An 18,215-nucleotide genomic window follows, 5' to 3' on the forward strand; every position below is an offset into this window, starting at 1 on the left:
GCACCAGGGAGGATAACGTTGCTTCAGCAACGGCCCGTAGGGCGAGGCGCAGCCGAGTAATCCTCCCGGATGCACCATCTTCTTCTCCACCATCTTCTCCTGAATACCTCTATTACCTCTCTACCCTGAACAATCCTCATTTCTCTGCCAGCGACAAAATCAGTCAATTACGATAAAGTAACATCTGGTCATTTGGTTTGTGAGAACACGATGTACGAACGTTATGCGGGTTTGATTTTTGATATGGATGGCACCATCCTGGATACCGAGCCGACGCACCGTAAGGCGTGGGACGAGGTATTAGGGCGCTATGGCCTTCGCTTTGATCTGCAAGCGATGGTGGCGCTTAACGGTTCTCCAACCTGGCGTATCGCGCAGTCGATTATCGAACTGAATCACGCCGATCTTGACCCTCATGCGCTGGCGCAAGAAAAAACTGATGCAGTGAAAAGCATGTTGCTGGATAGCGTAGAGCCTCTGCCGCTGGTTGAGGTGGTCAAAGCCTGGTATGGCCGTCGACCTCTGTCGGTGGGAACGGGCAGCGAAAGCGCAATTGCCGAAGCGCTATTGACCCATCTGGGGCTGCGTCGTTATTTTGATGCGGTTGTCGCTGCGGATCATGTTCTGCACCACAAACCCGCGCCGGATACGTTCCTGCTGTGTGCGGAGCGTATGGGCGTTGTGCCGACGCAATGCGTCGTGTTTGAGGATGCGGATTTCGGCTTGCAGGCAGCACGCGCGGCGGGAATGGATGCCGTGGACGTTCGACTATTGTGAGTGACGGGCTGTCGCTCCTGTCACTGTTTGCCAGCAGTTTTCTCAGCGCCACGCTGTTGCCCGGTAATTCCGAAGTTGTTTTAGTTGCCATGTTAGTCTCCGGGGTAAGTCATCCCTGGGTCTTAGTCTTAACAGCAACAATGGGTAATAGCCTTGGAGGGTTAACTAACGTTATCCTTGGGCGTTTTTTTCCGTTGCGCAAAACATCGCGCTGGCAGGAAAAAGCCACTGGCTGGCTTAAGCGCTACGGTGCAGTCACACTATTATTAAGCTGGGCGCCGGTTATCGGTGATTTGCTGTGCCTGTTAGCGGGATGGATGCGCATCTCGTGGGGGCCAGTGCTCTTTTTTTTATGCCTTGGTAAAGCGTTGCGTTACGTTATCGTCGCAACCGCTACGGTTCAGGGCATTATGTGGTGGCACTAATTGTGGGATAGACATTTACCGTCACCATTACAATTATGCTAATTAAAACGATTTTGACAGGCGGGAGGTCAATTTGATCCCGGACGTATCACAGGCTCTGACCTGGCTGGAAAGGCATCCTCAGGCACTAAAGGGGATTCAACGCGGGCTGGAGCGCGAAACGCTGCGTGTTAACGCTGATGGCACGCTGGCAACCACAGGTCATCCTGACGCGTTAGGCTCGGCGCTGACGCACAAATGGGTCACGACAGATTTTGCTGAAGCCCTGCTGGAGTTTATTACCCCGGTAGACGGCGATATTCAGCATATGCTCACATTGATGCGCGACCTGCATCGCTATACGGCCAGAAATTTGGGTGATGAGCGGATGTGGCCGCTGAGTATGCCTTGCTATATTGCTGAAGGGCAGGATATTGAGCTGGCGCAGTACGGTACGTCAAATATTGGTCGTTTGAAAACGCTTTACCGGGAAGGGTTGAAAAATCGTTACGGCGCGTTGATGCAAACCATCTCCGGCGTACACTACAATTTTTCGCTGCCGATGGCATTCTGGCAGGCGAAGTGTGGCGTCGTGGACGGGGAAGATGCGAAAGAGAAAATTTCCGCAGGCTATTTCCGCCTGATCCGTAACTATTACCGTTTTGGGTGGGTCATTCCGTATCTGTTTGGCGCCTCTCCGGCTATTTGTTCCTCATTCTTGCAGGGCAAACCCACCACGCTGCCGTTTGAAAAAACGGACTGCGGTATGTACTACCTGCCGTATGCAACGTCGCTGCGTTTGAGCGACCTGGGTTATACCAATAAGTCGCAAAGCAATCTTGGAATTACGTTTAACGATCTGCATGAATATGTGGCAGGATTGAAGCGCGCGATCAAAACGCCGTCCACGGAGTATGCGGAGATCGGTCTGGAGAAGGACGGTAAACGCCTGCAAATCAACAGCAACGTGCTACAGATTGAGAACGAGCTGTATGCGCCGATCCGCCCTAAACGCGTGACGCATAGCGGAGAAACGCCGTCAGATGCGCTTCTGCGCGGCGGGATTGAATATATCGAAGTGCGTTCGCTGGATATTAACCCGTTCTCGCCTATTGGCGTGGACGAACAGCAGGTGCGTTTCCTGGATCTGTTTATGGTCTGGTGCGTACTGGCCGATGCGCCGGAAATGAGCAGCGACGAGCTGCTGTGCACGCGCACGAACTGGAATCGGGTGATTCTGGAAGGGCGTAAACCAGGGCTGACGTTAGGGATTGGCTGTGAAACCGCGCAGTTCCCGCTGCCGAAAGTGGGTAAAGATCTGTTCCGCGACCTGAAACGTGTGGCGCAAACGCTGGACAGCATCCACGGGGGAGAGGATTATCAGAAGGTATGTGATGAACTGGTTGCCTGTTTCGACAACCCGGAGCTGACGTTCTCAGCGCGTATTTTGCGCTCGATGATTGATACCGGGATTGGCGGCACTGGCAAAGCGCTGGGCGAGGCTTATCGCAATCTGCTGCGCGAAGAACCGCTGGAAATTTTGCGTGAAGAGGACTTCATTGCTGAGCGTGAGGCGTCAACGCGTCGTCAGCTTGAGGTTGAAGCGGCGGATACCGAACCGTTTGATGCGTGGCTGGAAAAGCACGCCTGACAGAAAAGAAAAAGGCCACTCGTGAGTGGCCAAAATTTCATCTCTGAAAACAGGGATGATGATAACAAATGCGCGTCTTTCACATACTCAGACTCGCCCCGGAACGAAGAGTTCAGTTTATTTTAAAAAATATTATCGGAGGTGGCTAAATGCCGTTGTTAGATAGCTTCACAGTCGATCATACCCGGATGGAAGCACCAGCAGTCCGGGTCGCGAAAACGATGAACACCCCGCATGGCGATACCATTACCGTGTTTGACCTGCGTTTCTGCATCCCGAATAAAGAAGTGATGCCTGAGAAGGGTATCCATACGCTGGAGCACCTGTTCGCTGGTTTTATGCGTAATCATCTGAACGGCAACGGTGTTGAGATTATCGATATCTCCCCGATGGGCTGCCGTACCGGTTTCTACATGAGCCTGATCGGTACGCCTGACGAACAACGTGTGGCAGACGCCTGGAAAGCCGCGATGGCTGACGTGCTGAAAGTGAAGGAGCAGAATCAGATCCCGGAGCTGAACGTTTATCAGTGCGGTACGTATCAGATGCACTCTCTGAGCGAAGCGCAGGATATTGCACGTCATATTCTGGAACACGACGTTCGCATCAACAGCAACGAAGAGCTGGCCCTGCCGAAAGATAAATTGCAGGAACTGCATATCTAGTCGAATGCAATGCCCGGTGGCACGATGCTTACCGGGCCTACAATGTGCGCGTTCTGTAGGCCGGATAAGGCGCCGCCGCCATCCGGCATTATGCCCGGTGGCGCGATGCTTACCGGGCCTACAATGTGTGTGCTCTGTAGGCCGGATAAGGCGCAGCCGCCATCCGGCGTTATGCCCGGTGGCGCGATGCTTACCGGGCCTACAATGTGTGTGCTCTGTAGGCCGGATAAGGCGCAGCCGCCATCCGGCGTTATGCCCGGTGGCGCAATGCTTACCGGGCCTACAATGTGCGTGTTCTGTAGGCCGGATAAGGCGCCGCCGCCATCCGGCAAAAAAAGCCAGTTCATCATGAACTGGCTTTTTTATTAATGCGCGCCTCCACCGCCGCCGCCCGCGCCGAAAGGTGGTTTGGCGAACCAGACCAGCCCAAGCAGCACGAGGAAGATCCCGGCCGACATCCAGAAGATCTCATTGGCGGAAATAATCAGCCCCTGATTGGTAATCTGCTGGGCGATCCAGCCTGACGCCTGCTGCTGCGTCATCCCCAGCCCCTGTAGCTGATCGTACATCGCCTGGGCATTGGGGTTGTACGGATTCACCGACTCGGTCAATTGCGAATGGTGCATCGCTTCACGGTTGGTCCACATGGTGGTGGTGATTGATGTACCAATTGACCCCGCCAGCGTTCGCGTAAAGTTAGACAGACTCGACGCCGCCGCCAGACGCTCAGGCGGCAAGCCGGAGAGCGTGATGGTGGTGAGCGGCATAAAGAAGCAGGCTACGGCGAAGCCCTGAATAAACTGCGGCCAGGCCGATGCGCCGAAATCCATACCCGGTTCAAACGTCCACGCACGCCAGTAAAAGCAGACGGCATACATGATAAAGCTGAACGTGACCAGCCTGCGCATATCCAGCTTGTGGGCGAAACGTCCGATAATCGGCGACAGGATCACCGGGATTACCCCGACCGGCGCTGAGGCCAGGCCGGCCCACGTCGCGGTATAACCGTATACCTCCTGCAACAGCTGCGGTAACAACACAATCGCGCCGAAATAGAGCATATAGGCGAGACTGATACACAAACAGCCAATCGTAAAGTTACGCGACTTGAACAAGGAGAGGTCAACGATTGGGTTATCGTCGGTCAGCTCCCAGACAATCAGGAAACTGATGGCAATGACGGCGACCACGGTCAGGATGATAATCTCTTGCGAGGCGAACCAGTCCAGCTCTTTCCCGCGGTCAAGCATGATCTGTAGACTGCCGATACCAATCACCAGCAGCGCCAGGCCGATAGCGTCGATACGTCGCTGCTCGGTGCGGGTCTCGCGACCGCGCAGGGTTTGCAGCGTCATCAGCACGACCGCAACCCCAATCGGCACGTTGATGAAGAAAATCCAGCCCCAGTGATAGTTATCGCTGATGTAGCCGCCCAGTATCGGGCCGCAGATCGGCGCGACAATCACCGTCATCGACCATAGCGCCAGCGCGATAGAACGTTTTGCGGGAGGATAGTTATTCAGCAACAGGCTCTGTGAGAGCGGGATTAACGGCCCTGCGACGACACCCTGAACCACGCGGAAGAAGATCAGCATGTTCAGACTGTTGGAGACCCCGCACGCCCATGACGCAATGGCAAAGGCGACGGTTGACCACATGAACAGCTTCACTTCCCCGACGCGTTTCGCCAGCCAGCCGGTAATCGGGATGGAGATCGCGTTCGCCACCCCGAATGAGGTGATAACCCATGTCCCCTGGCTCAACGATGAGCCAAGGTTCCCGGCGATGGTGGGGATCGCCACGTTAGCAATGGTGGAGTCCAGCACCTGCATGAATGTCGCCAGCGACAGCGCAATCGTCATAATGACCAGCTGCGCGCCTTCCAGCGGTTTTTGCTGTTGCATTACACGCACCTCAGGATTATCCCGCGTTGGCCTGCACAATCTCTTCGATCAGCTTATTGACCGGAGCGAGATTAATTTCTCGTGCGTTACTCTCAGAAACCGGGGTACTACGAACCTGGCTTGCCAGCACCTGTCCGTCGCGGTTCGACGTATCCACGGTGACGAGGGTTGATAAGCCGATACGCAGCGGATGCTGCGCCAGTTGCTGCGCATCCAGTTCAATACGTACAGGCAAGCGCTGCACGACCTTGATCCAGTTGCCGGTCGCGTTTTGCGCCGGAAGCAGGGAGAAGGCGCTGCCTGTCCCCATATCCAGGCCGACAACCTTACCGGTGTATTTCACGTCATCGCCGTAAATATCGCTGATGACCGTTGCCGGTTGGCCGATACGCATATGGGCGAGCTGCGTCTCTTTGAAGTTCGCGTCTACCCACAGGTTGGTGGCAGGCACGACCGCCATCAGCGGCGTGGTCGGGCTAATCTGCGCGCCAGGCTGTACGGCGCGGCGGGAGACGTAGCCGGTCATCGGGCTGACGATTTTGGTACGTTCCAGCGCCAGCCAGGCGTTGCGCACTTCCGTGGCCGCCTGTTGCACGGCAGGCTGATCTTCCAGCTTGCTGCCGAGGATCATCGCCTGGTTTGCGTTATATTGCTGAATTGCCACATCCAGCTGCGCCTGCGCGCTGGCGACGGCATCACGCGCGTGTTGCAGCTCTTCGCGACCGATCAGGTTCGCATTGCCCAGCGGCACGCGACGATTAAAGTCGCTTTGCGCCTGCGCCAGTGCGGTTTTCTGCACTTCAATGCTGGCCTGGAGCTGCTTGCTATTGATCATCAACTGGTGCGTCTGGCGAACGCTGGAGGCCAGCGCCGTTTTCGCTTTTTCGAATGCTTGTCTGGCATCCGTCTGGTCGAGCGTGACCAGCACGTCGCCCTGTTTTACAAAGTCAGTGTTATCAGCCCAGACTTTCGTCACGCTGCCTGATACCTGCGCCATGATTTGAACCTGGTTCCCTGCCACGTACGCATCATCCGTCTCTTCGATATGACGCAGTACTAAAAACCAATAAATCCCATATGCCACGGCAATTGCGATAAAGAGCAAGGTTAAAAGGATTAGCGCGCTTTTACGTTTGCCATTCTTCTTAACCGGTTGCTGCGGGGTTTGAGTCTCCGCATTTGCGCTCATGTTGTTCTCCACGATCTTATTTTTCATATCGGCTGGGCCGACGTTTTTGTCAGAAAGGCCAGCAGTATGACGTGCTGGCCTGTCAGTTTTTTCTTTTATAAATCTGGATGATTGAGCGTGTCGACGCGTTAGCGTAGCGCCTCAAGAACGGCGCCATCCTGATCCATCTGATCGAGACGCGTCAGGAGCTTACGAGTGATGTGCTCAAGTTGATCTTTTTCGGCGGTGCTGAGAGAGGACCATAGCTGGTGCAGGCAGTGATGCTGAGGCGGTAACACCTCGCGCAAAAACGCGTGACCTTTCTCCGTCAGTTGCAGATGCAGGCAGCGACGATCGTTATCGCTTTCACGACGTTCGATCCAACCGCGTTTCTCTAACTCATCTGCGATACGTGTTGCGTTGGTACGGGACGAGCCCAGCGCGCAACTCAGTTCAGATGGCTGAATACTGTGGTTTTCCTGAGACTCCAGCGTAATCAACGCCATAAACAACGTCTCGTTAATCCCTTGAGCTTTCAGCATCTTATTGCGGTTTTCCAGCAGTTTGCCTTGCATATGCATGCAAAGGCGGGTCAGAAGGATCTCCTGGTAAGGAAACTCTTCGTGGCGGCTGGCGCGAAATTTTAGCATTTGTTCAATGGGCGTAAACGAACTATCCATTTGGGCATGACCTCATTAATTTCAGCCGATATAGTAACGACAGTGACAAATAAAGTAAATGTATTATTAATTTAAAATGATTCTTTTGGGTTATAAAATGACCCCTATCTTCCAGGCGAGTCCATAGCCCAGAGCGCTCAGTAGCGTTGGGATGATGATGCTGCGCGTCTTGTAGAAACTGACGCCCAGGACGGCAAACCCGACCAGCGTCGGAATGAACCGGCTGGCGTCGTGCATCACTTCGGGAGCCGTAGACACCACCAACAGGGCGCAGATGGACGCGATGCCAATGGTGTCGAGCAACACGCCCGTTGCCCCGCGCCTGGCGGGACGGGTGTTTCCCATTCGCAGACGAAGCGGTAAATAACGAAAACAATAATTGGCGCAGCCAACCAGCAGCCCCAGCAGCAAAACCTCATAACTCATCGGGCGCTCCTTGCCAGAACGACTGGATCAAGGCGGTCAGACACCCGCTGGCGATACCCGCCAGGATAGCCGCAGGAATGGAAAATAGCGTGACGCCTGCCAGCGCGCCGATTAACGCCGCCGTGACGCACAGCGTTTGTTTGCGTTGAAAAGAGGCGAGCAAAAAGCTCATAAACAGGGCTGGCAGCATAAAACCTAATGCCGCCTCAACGGCGGGGAAGCCTTTCAGCAATCCGCTCCCGGAAAATGCGCCAATGACCGTGCCGAGCACCCAGGAGACCCAGGAGCAGAACGCGATGCCGATCATCCAGTTTTCACTCCAGCGACGGTTATCCCGCACCAGTTTGGCCGTGGCGGCAGCAAACACTTCATCGGTGAGGCCAAATGCCCACAGGGCGGTTTTAGGTTTACTGAGCCGTTGGCTGATGCGACTACGCAGGGAAGGGCCGTACAGCACATGACGTACGTCCATCGCCATTACGGTCAACGCGGCGACCCATAATGTGCTGCCCGCCGCGAGCATGGTGGTGATGACGAACTGGCTGGCGCCTGCGTAAATAATGCAGGAGAAAAAAACGCTTTCGAGGGGAGTAAAGCCCAGACGGGTGGCGTTGAGGCCAAACGCAAACGCCACCGGAATATAACTTATGACTATCGGTAAACTGTCTTTGAATCCTTCCGTTAAGGTTGCCGGACGGAGCTCAGACTGGGGTGCAGGGCTTTCCATAAGATTATCTGATTCGTCACCGATGTTAAAATAACCAGCATAAATGAATCATATAACCTTAACAGAGTGGGGGACGCCTTAACACCCTGGGGAGCTCAATCAAAGGTAAACGCTTGCCATCTGCTTAATTTGCGGCTTCTTGTCGGTGAAAACCTCGCCACCAGACCAGCAGATTGAGTGCGGCGACGGTGGTACCGGCCAGACAAACGCCGGCCCAGCCGGCATGCTGCCAGGCCGATGCCGAAATCAACGAACCGGCGGCGCCGCCGATAAAGTAGCTGGTCATATACCCGGCGGTGAGCCGGTTACGCGCATCCGGGTGGACGCGGTAAATCACCGTCTGATTGGTGATGTGTACGCCCTGCACGGTGAGATCCAGCACCAGGATGCCAATAATCAGCGCCAGCACGGAGCTGTGTCCGTACCAGATAGCCAGCCAGGAGAGCAACAGCAACAGCAGGCCGAAAGTCGTGGTGAGATGAGACTTCCCTTTATCGGCAAAACCGCCCGCTGGACGTGCGCCCAGCGCGCCAGCGGCTCCCGCCAGACCAAACAGCCCAATCATCCCTTCGGAATAGTTAAACGGCGGCGCGGCCAGTAAAAAGGCCATTGATGTCCAGAGAATGCTGAAGTTGGCGAACGTCAGGCAGCCTAACAACGCGCGGGTGCGCAGGAGGCCGTCGTGGATAAACAGGCTGAACACGGAACCCAATAGCTGCGGATAGTTAAGATGCGTTTCTGATTTCACCTTTGGTAAACCGCGCCACAGCGCGACGGCCATCAGCGCCATCAGCACAGAAGCGACCCAGAAGACGGTGCGCCAGCCGCCAAGATTCGCCAGCAATCCGGCAACGGTACGCGCCAGTAAAATCCCCAGCAGCAGGCCGCTCATGATGGTGCCGACCACTTTGCCGCGCTTATCCGGCGTGGCGAGCGTCGCCGCCAGCGGCACCAGGATTTGCGCCACGACGGAGAACAGCCCGGTGAGCGCCGTGCCGAGAATCATCATGCCGAGCGACTGACTGCTGGCGGTAATCAGCATGCCGCCTGCGGCCAGCAGCGTCATGGAGACGATGAGCGTCCGGCGCTCGAACATATCGCCCAGCGGCACCAGAAAGAGCAATCCGGCGGCATAGCCCAACTGAGCGGCGGTAACGATAAAGCCCGCCGAGCTGGCGGAAAGCGAGAAATTGTTTGCGATAGTATCGAGCAACGGCTGGGCGTAATAGTTACTGGCGACGGCCAGACCGGTTGCCACGGACATTAAAACAATCAGCGCCGGGCTAAGCCCGTGAGTGGATTTAGTCATTATTTTGAGTCAGATATGATTTCCTGGGGTATCAATCATAGCGGATGTTTATGAATGTGAGTGGTTTGTTGAGTGATGGATTGTGCGGTTGAGGTAGGGCGTATAGGCCGGATAAGGCGCATCGCGCCACCATCCGGCATTGGTGTGGTTACTGCGCCTGATGGCGCGCAGCTTTAAGGCCGACGAGTGGGTTATTTCTGCGCGGCCAGCGCTTCTTTTACCCAGCCGTCAAACTGCTGCTGGTGGGCTTTGATCCAGCCGTCAACGTGACCCTGAACATCGGCCTCGGAAGATTTGCCTTCATGCATCATCGCGTTCTGCGCGTTGATATCCGCCAGCGGCACCTTCATGATGGCGAACAGCTTCGCCGCCGCCGGGTTTTTCTCTGCCCAGGCTTTGTTGGCGACAATGTGCATGGTGTTCACCGGGAAGCCATAGTTCGCGCCGTTCGGCAGTTTGGTATCAATGTCTTTCTGCTCGCCCGGCAGGGAAGAGAACGGCACCTGTAACCAGACAACATCTTTACCCGGCTTCATCACGTCGCTCACCCAGTACGGCGTCCAGGTGTAGTACAGAATCGGCTTGCCTTCTTTGAAGCGGGTGATGGTGTCGGCCATCATCGCGGCATAGTTACCGTGGCTGACGTCGACGGTTTTTTCCAGATCGAACGCTTTGTTCTGGTGGTTAATCACCGCTTCACAACCCCAGCCTGGCGAACAACCCATCATGTCAGCTTTGCCGTCGCCGTTGGTATCAAAGATTTTGGCGATTTTCGGGTCTTTTAACTGGGCGAGGTTAGTGATCTTGTACTGCTCAGCGGTTTTCTTGTCGATCAGATAACCCTGAGCGGCGCCCGTCACGAATACCCCCTCGCGATAGAACTTTTTGTCTCCGCCCGCAGCGGCGTACATATCATCATGCAGCGGCTGCCAGTTCACGGCGGTAAAAGTTGCATCGCCAGAGGCAATGGAGGTGTAACCGACGTTGTAATCAACTTCGCTTGGCTTATTAACGGTATAACCCAGTTTCTCCAGCGCGCGGCTGACCAGCAGCGTCTGGAAGGTTTCTTCGGTGATGGTACTCTGCACCGGCTGTACGGTAACGCCTTTGCCCGGCAGGTCGGCAGCGAATGCGCTGGTAGAGACAAGGGTGGCAAACGCTGTGGCAAATAGAATGTTATGTCGCATCGTTGTTCCTTATTACACTTCATCTTTCAAGCTGCCTCTTTGTTGGCTGCACTCATGCACCCCGGTCACGTACTGCGTGTTCGCTCCTGGGGATACATTCGTTTGCCGCCGCGATGCAGATTGAACGATTTTGTGTAAGCTAATGAATTGTAGGCCCGGTAAGCAATGTGCCACCGGGCAACGGGTGAATTACTTAACGAAAGGGCGAGTGATAAGCCCAACGGGACCGGTGGTATACCAGCGGCGGTTGCCACGGCTGCGTGAGTCGCGACCAACGGCCTGGGTCAGGCGGTCCAGAATGATAGCGAGGATCACAATACCGACCCCGCCGACGGTCGCCAGCCCCATGTCGAGGCGGCCAATACCACGCAGCACCATCTGACCAAGCCCGCCGACGGCAATCATAGAGGCGATCACTACCATGGAGAGGGCAAGCATGAGCGTCTGGTTAACACCCGCCATAATGGTGGGCATGGCCAGCGGTAGCTGTACTTTGAACAGCATCTGACGCGGACTGGCGCCAAATGAGCGCGAGGCTTCGATCAAATCCGCCGGAACCTGGTTAATCCCCAGAATGGTCAGACGCACAATCGGCGGCAGGGCAAAGATAATGGTCACTACCACCCCCGGCACGTTACCGATACCGAACAGCATCACGATTGGCACCAGATAGACGAACGCAGGCGTCGTCTGCATCGCATCCAGCAGCGGGCGGACAATCTTCGCCGCACGCGGACTGCGCGCCAGCCATATCCCCAGCGGCAAACCGATGACCACGCAGAACAGCAGGGCGGTCAGCACCAGCGCCAGGGTAATCATCGCCTGTGACCAGGCGCCAATCGCGCCGATGGCAATCAGGGACACCAGCGTGGCGGCCCCCATCCCCAAACCGGAGATCTGCCAGGCGATCAGTGCGAAAATGATAATCGCCACCGGAGCTGGCATACCCAGCAACAGCTGCTGGAAGCCATTGAGAATGTAATCCACCGGTACACGGATGCCCTGGAAAACGGGGCGGAAATGCGTAACGACCCAGTCGATCCCTTCAGTGACCCAGCTGTCCAGCGGGATCAGCGTCTTATGGAACGGGTCCATAATATTAAAATGTTCTGGCGCAGGCGCGGGCGCGCTGGTCAGCCAGTCTGCGCCGCCGCCGTCGGCAGGCGCGCCCGAAGGCGCTCCCCAGGCGTCGGCGGATTGCGCGGCGCTATCCGCCGCTGGCGCGGTATCCCACGGATTAGTTTGTTCAGCCATTGTTTGCCCCCTCGCGATCTAAAGCCTGTAGCAGCATGCGTTTTGAAATAATGCCGACATACTGTTGTTCCTCGTCGACAACCGGCACCGCACAAGGCGCCTGGCCAACATGAGAGAGCAACTCGCTAAGAGGTGTTTGCGCATCCACCGCCAGTGACTCGTCAATAAGTGCTGCTTCAATACCTTGCGCCTGGCTTAATGCCGCTTTTAATGAGTCGATGGAAACAATGCCGACAAACTTATTACCGCGTTCAATCACATAACCAAACTCACGGTCTTCATCCTGCAATAATTTCAGTGCGGAACGCGGACCAAAACCTGGCGTTTTACGAATTAATCCCACCGGGCTGCGGCGGGCAATATCTTTGGCGCTGAACACCTGGCTAATATCGACCCCACGGAAGAAGGTGCGGACATAATCATTCGCCGGGTTATTCAGAATTTCATCTGGCGTTCCCACCTGAACGACTTCGCCGTTTTGCATAATGGCAATACGATCGCCAATACGCATCGCTTCATCGAGATCGTGGGAAATAAAAACGACGGTACGCTGATGTTTTGCCTGTAGTTTTACCAGCTCATCCTGCATCTCGGTACGAATTAAGGGATCGAGCGCCGAGAAGGCCTCATCCATTAACAGAATGTCAGGGTTGATCGCTAATGCGCGGGCCAGACCGACACGCTGACGCATACCGCCGGAGAGTTCATCCGGGTAGCCGTGCGCATAATTCTCCAGCCCCACCTGGCGTAAGGCATCCAGCGCTTTTTCACGGCGCTCTTCAGCGGCAACGCCGGCTAATTCCATGCCGAATGCCGTATTATCCAGTACGGTCATGTGCGGCATTAATGCAAATGACTGGAAAACCATCGCAATTTTCTTTCTGCGCACCTCGCGAAGTTCGGCGTCAGATATTTTTGCAATATCAACGCCGTCGATCAGCACTTGCCCGCGGGTGGGTTCAATCAGGCGATTGAGAAGGCGTACCATTGTGGATTTACCCGAACCGGATAATCCCATGATGACAAAAATCTCGCCTTCTTCAATGGCCAGACTGGCGTCTTTAACGCCAAGCGATAGCCCTGTTTTATCCAGAATTTGCTCTTTCGAAAGTCCTTTTTCAATATATTTGAAAGCTCGCTGCGGATGCTCACCAAATATCTTATAGAGATTCTTAACTTCTAATTTAATTGCCATGCAATAGAAAGATTCCTGTTATTTATTATGTCGATACGATACCTGATAGAAATAGTCACCTTTTTCTACCCTAACATACTGAGAATCTGAGACAACCCTGAATTTTCCTCAGACACAAATATTGCCGGAGGCCATTTGCCGGGATTTCCCATGATATAAGGGCTGAGGGGGAGTGGGGGGAGAGCGATATTTTTTGTAACGACCACCGAAAATGCGCCTGAATTGCTGAAATTCAGGCGAATAATGTGGCAGATATTGAGTGTAGATCACACGGAAATAATTGTGTGATAAAAACGTGATCCCGTTAAAATATTATCGCGGAAGTGTGATCGATATTTACCGCGATAATCGCCGTCAAAAATTCCAGTCTTCATCTTCGGTTTCAATGGCTTTTCCCATCACATAGGAGGAGCCTGAACCGGAGAAGAAATCATGGTTTTCATCCGCATTCGGTGACAGCGCAGCAAGTATGGCAGGATTGACCTCCGCCATTTCTGCGGGGAATAACGCTTCGTAGCCCAGGTTCATCAACGCTTTATTGGCGTTGTAACAGAGAAAGGCGTTAACGTCTGCCACCCAACCGGTTTCGGCATACAGTTCTTCCGTATAGCGAGACTCGTTGTCATACAGCTCCATCAGCAAATCAAGGGCGAAATGCTTCAATTCGTCGCGTTCGGATTCCGACAGTTTCTCCAGCCCTTTTTGGTATTTATAGCCGATGTAATAACCATGTACCGCTTCGTCACGAATAATCAGACGAATCAGGTCGGCGGTGTTGGTCAGCTTGCCCCGGCTGGAAAAATACATTGGCAGCCAGAAGCCGGAATAGAACAGGAAAGATTCCAGGAATACGCTGGCGATTTTCTTTTTCAGCGGATTGTCGGCGGTGTAATGTTGCAGGATAATCTGCGCCTTGCGTTGCAGCGGCGCATTTTCCTCACTCCAGGCATAGGCCGCGTCTACGTCTTTCGTCTGGCAAAGCGTAGAGAAAATCGAGCTGTACGAGCGGGCATGTACCGCTTCCATAAAGCTGATGTTTGACAGCACCGCCTCTTCATGCGGCGTCAGCGCGTCCTGCATCAACGCGGGGGCCCCGGCGATATTCTGAATGGTGTCGAGCAGCGTTAATCCGGTAAACACGCGGATGGTAAGCTGCTGCTCGGCGGCGCTCAGCGTCTGCCAGGCGGGGATATCATTGGAAAGCGGCACCTTTTCCGGCAGCCAGAAGTTGCTGGTCAGGCGGTTCCACACTTCCAGGTCTTTATCATCCTGAATCTTGTTCCAGTTGATGGCGCTCACGCGTGATGGTTTCATCCTGCTCTCCTTATAGCGCGCATGATACGCAGCCTTCTATTTCAGTACCTTCCAGCGCCAGCTGACGCAGACGGATGTAATACAGCGTTTTGATCCCTTTTCGCCACGCGTAAATCTGGGCTTTGTTGATATCGCGGGTTGTCGCGGTATCCGGGAAGAACAGCGTCAGCGACAGTCCCTGATCAACGTGGCGTGTGGCTTCGGCATAGGTATCAATGATTTTTTCCGGGCCAATTTCATAGGCGTCCTGGTACATGTCCAGGTTCTCATTGGTCATAAACGGGGCCGGGTAGTAAACGCGTCCGGTTTTTCCTTCTTTGCGGATCTCTATCTTCGACACGATCGGGTGAATGCTTGACGTCGCGTGGTTGATATAGGAAATGGAACCGGTCGGCGGCACCGCCTGTAAATTCTGGTTATAGATGCCGTAGCGTATCACCTCATCCCGCAGCCGCGCCCACATTTCGCGGCCCGGAAGCGTAATGCCGCTACGGGCAAAGAGCGCACGAACCGTGTCGGTTTTCGGCTGCCAGTCGCCCTGCAAATATTGTTCGAAATACTCGCCGCTGGCATAGCGCGATTGTTTGAATCCGGCGAAGGTTTTACCGCGTTCACGCGCCATCATCATTGAGGTATTCAGCGCGTGCCAGGTCACGGTGTAGAAATAGAGGTTGGTGAAATCCAGCGCCTCCGGGCTGCCGTAGGCAATGCCTTCTCGCGCCAGATAACCGTGCAGGTTCATCTGCCCCAGGCCAATCGCGTGTGACGCGGCGTTTCCGGCTTCAATTGACGGTACGCTGCGGATATGGCTCATATCCGATACCGCCGTCAGGCCGCGAATCGCCGTTTCCACCGTGCGGCCAAAATTCGGGGAGTCCATCGTATGGGCGATGTTCAGCGAACCGAGGTTGCAGGAGATATCATGCCCGACCTGCGCATAATCCAGATTTTCATCATAGGTGGAGGCGCTGTTGACCTGCAAAATCTCCGAGCACAGGTTGCTCATGTTGATGCGACCGGCAATCGGGTTTGCGCGGTTTACCGTATCCTCATACATGATGTAGGGATAGCCTGACTCAAACTGGATTTCCGCGAGCCGCTGGAAAAATTCGCGCGCGTTGATGTACTGCTTGCGTACGCGTTCGTCGGCGAGCAGCTCATCGTACCGTTCGCTAATGGCGATATCTCCGAACGGTTTGCCGTAAATGCGTTCGACATCGTAAGGCGAGAACAGCGCCATCTGCGCGTTTTCTTTCGCCAGACGGAACGTTACGTCCGGGATCACCACGCCCAGCGACAGCGTTTTAATGCGGATTTTTTCATCGGCGTTTTCGCGTTTCGTGTCGAGAAAACGCAGGATATCCGGGTGGTGCGCGTGCAGATACACGGCGCCCGCCCCCTGACGCGCCCCTAACTGATTGGCGTAAGAAAAGGCGTCTTCCAGCATCTTCATTACCGGGATCACGCCCGAGGACTGGTTCTCAATACGCTTGATCGGCGCGCCCGCTTCACGAAGATTCGAGAGCAAAAACGCCACGCCGCCGCCGCGCTTGGAAAGCTGTAGCGCCGAGTTAACCGCCCGACCAATGGACTCCATATTGTCTTCAATGCGTAACAGGAAGCAGGAGACCAGCTCGCCACGCTGTTGTTTGCCGCAGTTTAAGAAGGTCGGCGTGGCCGGCTGAAAGCGCCCGGAGAGGATTTCATCGGTAAGCTGCATCGCCAGCGCTTCATTACCCTGCGCCAGCGTCAGCGCCACCATTGTCACCCGGTCTTCAAAGTCTTCAAGGTAGCGTTTGCCGTCGAACGTTTTCAGCGTATAGCTGGTGTAATATTTCCACGCGCCAAGGAACGTCTGGAAGCGAAAACCGCTGGCGTGGGCGTGAGCAAACAGCTTCACCACGAAAGCGCGATCGTAGCGGGTTAAAACGCTTTCGTCGTAATAGCCTTCGCGAAGCAGATACTCCAGGCGCTCGTCCTGGCTGGCAAAGGCGACGGAATTGGGGCGGACATGGGTGGCAAAGAACACCTCCACCGCCTGCCGATCCTTGTCGAACTGAATATGGCCTGCTTTATCGTACAGATTCAGCATGGCATTCAGCGCGTGATAATCCATCGTTTCTTGCTTTACACGTTCTGCGGTTGTCGTTGCCAAAATTCGCTCACTCCTTTTCGGACGTTGTCGATGTCGCTTTGCGTTCCCATCAGTTCAAAGCGGTACAGCCAGGGGACGCCGCATTTTTGTGAAATGACCTCGCCAGCGCGACCGTAAGCCTCGCCAAAGTTACGGTTGCCGGAGGCGATCACGCCGCGAATTAATGCCCGGTTATGTTCATCATTTAAAAAGCGGATCACCTGTCGTGGAACCGCGCCTGCCGTACCGCCGCCGCCGTAAGAGGGGACGACCAGAATGTAAGGTTCGTCTACCCTGATTCGCTCGCGTTCATTAAGCGGAATGCGAATAGCGGGCAGCCCCAGACGCTGCATAAAGCGGTGCGTATTTTCGGAGCTGCTGGAAAAGTAGACGAGTTGGCTCATGCGCTGGCCACGCGCGCATCAGGATGCAGACGGTTGATCATATCCGGGCGGAAGCCTGACCAACTGGTATCGCCCGCGATGACCACCGGCAACTGGCGAAAACCTTTTTCCCGCAGGGTGTCTGCCGCGTCGGGAACCAGATCGACGTTCACCATCTCAAAGTCAAATCCACGGCTTTCCATCGCCCGTTTGGTGGCGTGGCACTGAACACAGTCGTTACGAGTGTAAATAGTAATGCGCATGATTCGTATTTCCATTTAAAATGAGAGAACGGCGCAATGATATGCGTCGGGTTGTGTGTGTCTTGATAGAGAGAATACTAGATGTAGATGAATAAAGTTTCAACCATACAAGATATGGGAAATATCGATTAATTTGCTTCTGCTGATTAGCTCAGCGGGAATGGGGGGGTATGGTTAAACGTCGTCCGATGGCGCTTACGCTAACCGGGCCTACGGTGTAGGCCGGATAAGGCGTTTACGCCGCCATCCGGCAATAGCGGGTTTACATCCGCATCCCAACGGCCAGTCGGTTGAAGCAGTTCATCAGACTGATAGCGAAGGTCAGATCGCTGATTTCACGGGCGCTGAAACTTTCGAGTAGCGGCAGATACGCGTCATCTTCGGCATGCGTTCTTGCGATATCCGTGACGGATTCCGCCCAGGCCAGCGCCGCACGCTCCTGTTCGCTGAAGTGATGGCTTACCCGCCACCCGGCCAGTGCATCCAGTTTGCTTTGCGCCACGCCGGATTTACGCAGGGCTTTGCTGTGCATCTCCAGACAAAATGCGCAACCGTTGATCTGTGAGATACGCAGATAAATCAGTTCCATCAGCGTGGTGTCCAGCGCGCTGTTTTCCAACGCTTTTTTGGCCTGGCCCAGCGCACTATAGACTTCAGGGCTAAGTTCGTAATAGGGCTGACGTAATGTCGTCATCATACTTCTCCTCGTTTAGACGTCAGCAATGTAGCACTATAATGGACTGCTAAAGAGAGCCATATTTTTATGAAAAAAGC

The 18,215-nt window shown here is 54.7% G+C and carries 19 protein-coding genes; 4 read left to right on the top strand and 15 right to left on the bottom strand.

Going from position 1 to position 18,215, the window contains the following annotated elements; all coding sequences use genetic code 11:
- The first annotated feature begins 210 nt into the window (after nucleotides 1-210).
- From yqaB to luxS, 4 genes are all read left to right on the top strand, one after another.
- Nucleotides 211-777: a fructose-1-phosphate/6-phosphogluconate phosphatase gene (yqaB, locus tag OGX75_RS14495; protein ID WP_012134803.1), complete on the top strand. Its 567-nt coding sequence runs from the start codon at nucleotides 211-213 to the stop codon at nucleotides 775-777.
- Entirely contained in the window at nucleotides 774-1,202 is a 429-nt protein-coding gene (locus OGX75_RS14500; protein ID WP_071257946.1) for a YqaA family protein, read from the top strand. The genes yqaB and OGX75_RS14500 overlap by 4 nt, the downstream gene beginning before the upstream one ends.
- Before the next feature lie 73 nt (nucleotides 1,203-1,275).
- Nucleotides 1,276-2,832, top strand: coding sequence for a glutamate--cysteine ligase (gene gshA / locus OGX75_RS14505; RefSeq protein ID WP_286451350.1), 1,557 nt, complete (start codon nucleotides 1,276-1,278; stop codon nucleotides 2,830-2,832).
- 149 nt (nucleotides 2,833-2,981) lie between these two features.
- Entirely contained in the window at nucleotides 2,982-3,497 is a 516-nt protein-coding gene (luxS, locus tag OGX75_RS14510; RefSeq protein ID WP_012134800.1) for an S-ribosylhomocysteine lyase, read from the top strand.
- Here luxS and OGX75_RS14515 read toward each other — a convergent pair.
- The 15 genes from OGX75_RS14515 to OGX75_RS14585 all read right to left on the bottom strand — a co-directional run bounded on the left by OGX75_RS14515 (nucleotide 3,494) and on the right by OGX75_RS14585 (nucleotide 18,135).
- Nucleotides 3,494-3,847, bottom strand: coding sequence for a hypothetical protein (locus OGX75_RS14515; RefSeq protein WP_286451351.1), 354 nt, complete (start codon nucleotides 3,845-3,847; stop codon nucleotides 3,494-3,496). The two genes, luxS and OGX75_RS14515, sit on opposite strands and share 4 nt — an antisense overlap.
- 15 nt (nucleotides 3,848-3,862) lie before the next feature.
- Entirely contained in the window at nucleotides 3,863-5,401 is a 1,539-nt protein-coding gene (gene emrB, locus OGX75_RS14520; RefSeq protein ID WP_012134799.1) for a multidrug efflux MFS transporter permease subunit EmrB, read from the bottom strand.
- A gap of 16 nt (nucleotides 5,402-5,417) precedes the next feature.
- Complete coding sequence (gene emrA, locus OGX75_RS14525) at nucleotides 5,418-6,590, bottom strand: multidrug efflux MFS transporter periplasmic adaptor subunit EmrA (protein ID WP_024130884.1); 1,173 nt, start codon at nucleotides 6,588-6,590, stop codon at nucleotides 5,418-5,420.
- Nucleotides 6,591-6,718: 128 nt separating this feature from the next.
- On the bottom strand, nucleotides 6,719-7,249 hold the full coding sequence (gene mprA, locus OGX75_RS14530; RefSeq protein WP_012134797.1) for a transcriptional repressor MprA: 531 nt from the start codon (nucleotides 7,247-7,249) through the stop codon (nucleotides 6,719-6,721).
- 90 nt (nucleotides 7,250-7,339) lie between these two features.
- On the bottom strand, nucleotides 7,340-7,675 hold the full coding sequence (gene ygaH, locus OGX75_RS14535) for an L-valine transporter subunit YgaH (protein WP_047461737.1): 336 nt from the start codon (nucleotides 7,673-7,675) through the stop codon (nucleotides 7,340-7,342).
- Nucleotides 7,665-8,402 (bottom strand): AzlC family ABC transporter permease, encoded by a 738-nt coding sequence (locus OGX75_RS14540; protein ID WP_286451352.1) that lies wholly within the window; start codon nucleotides 8,400-8,402, stop codon nucleotides 7,665-7,667. Before OGX75_RS14540 ends, ygaH begins: the two co-directional genes overlap by 11 nt.
- A 124-nt stretch (nucleotides 8,403-8,526) precedes the next feature.
- Nucleotides 8,527-9,711: an MFS transporter gene (locus OGX75_RS14545; RefSeq protein WP_012134794.1), complete on the bottom strand. Its 1,185-nt coding sequence runs from the start codon at nucleotides 9,709-9,711 to the stop codon at nucleotides 8,527-8,529.
- A gap of 191 nt (nucleotides 9,712-9,902) precedes the next feature.
- The gene (gene proX / locus OGX75_RS14550; RefSeq protein ID WP_012134793.1) at nucleotides 9,903-10,898 is read right to left on the bottom strand and encodes a glycine betaine/L-proline ABC transporter substrate-binding protein ProX; all 996 of its coding nucleotides are present in this window, start codon (nucleotides 10,896-10,898) and stop codon (nucleotides 9,903-9,905) included.
- 189 nt (nucleotides 10,899-11,087) lie between these two features.
- Entirely contained in the window at nucleotides 11,088-12,152 is a 1,065-nt protein-coding gene (gene proW, locus OGX75_RS14555; RefSeq protein ID WP_115181240.1) for a glycine betaine/L-proline ABC transporter permease ProW, read from the bottom strand.
- A complete protein-coding gene (gene proV, locus OGX75_RS14560; RefSeq protein WP_012134791.1) occupies nucleotides 12,145-13,347 on the bottom strand; it encodes a glycine betaine/L-proline ABC transporter ATP-binding protein ProV in 1,203 nt (400 codons plus the stop codon). The genes proW and proV overlap by 8 nt, the downstream gene beginning before the upstream one ends.
- 354 nt (nucleotides 13,348-13,701) lie before the next feature.
- A complete protein-coding gene (gene nrdF, locus OGX75_RS14565) occupies nucleotides 13,702-14,661 on the bottom strand; it encodes a class 1b ribonucleoside-diphosphate reductase subunit beta (RefSeq protein ID WP_286451353.1) in 960 nt (319 codons plus the stop codon).
- 10 nt (nucleotides 14,662-14,671) lie between these two features.
- On the bottom strand, nucleotides 14,672-16,816 hold the full coding sequence (gene nrdE / locus OGX75_RS14570) for a class 1b ribonucleoside-diphosphate reductase subunit alpha (RefSeq protein WP_286451354.1): 2,145 nt from the start codon (nucleotides 16,814-16,816) through the stop codon (nucleotides 14,672-14,674).
- Nucleotides 16,789-17,199: a class Ib ribonucleoside-diphosphate reductase assembly flavoprotein NrdI gene (gene nrdI / locus OGX75_RS14575; protein WP_012134787.1), complete on the bottom strand. Its 411-nt coding sequence runs from the start codon at nucleotides 17,197-17,199 to the stop codon at nucleotides 16,789-16,791. Before nrdI ends, nrdE begins: the two co-directional genes overlap by 28 nt.
- Nucleotides 17,196-17,441: a glutaredoxin-like protein NrdH gene (gene nrdH / locus OGX75_RS14580; RefSeq protein WP_024130882.1), complete on the bottom strand. Its 246-nt coding sequence runs from the start codon at nucleotides 17,439-17,441 to the stop codon at nucleotides 17,196-17,198. The genes nrdI and nrdH overlap by 4 nt, the downstream gene beginning before the upstream one ends.
- A 262-nt stretch (nucleotides 17,442-17,703) precedes the next feature.
- Nucleotides 17,704-18,135, bottom strand: coding sequence for a carboxymuconolactone decarboxylase family protein (locus tag OGX75_RS14585; RefSeq protein ID WP_024130881.1), 432 nt, complete (start codon nucleotides 18,133-18,135; stop codon nucleotides 17,704-17,706).
- Nucleotides 18,136-18,215: the final 80 nt, after the last annotated feature.

It is taken from the genome of Citrobacter sp. CK199 (assembly GCF_030333285.1).
Taxonomy (GTDB): Bacteria; Pseudomonadota; Gammaproteobacteria; order Enterobacterales; family Enterobacteriaceae; genus Citrobacter_B; species Citrobacter_B koseri.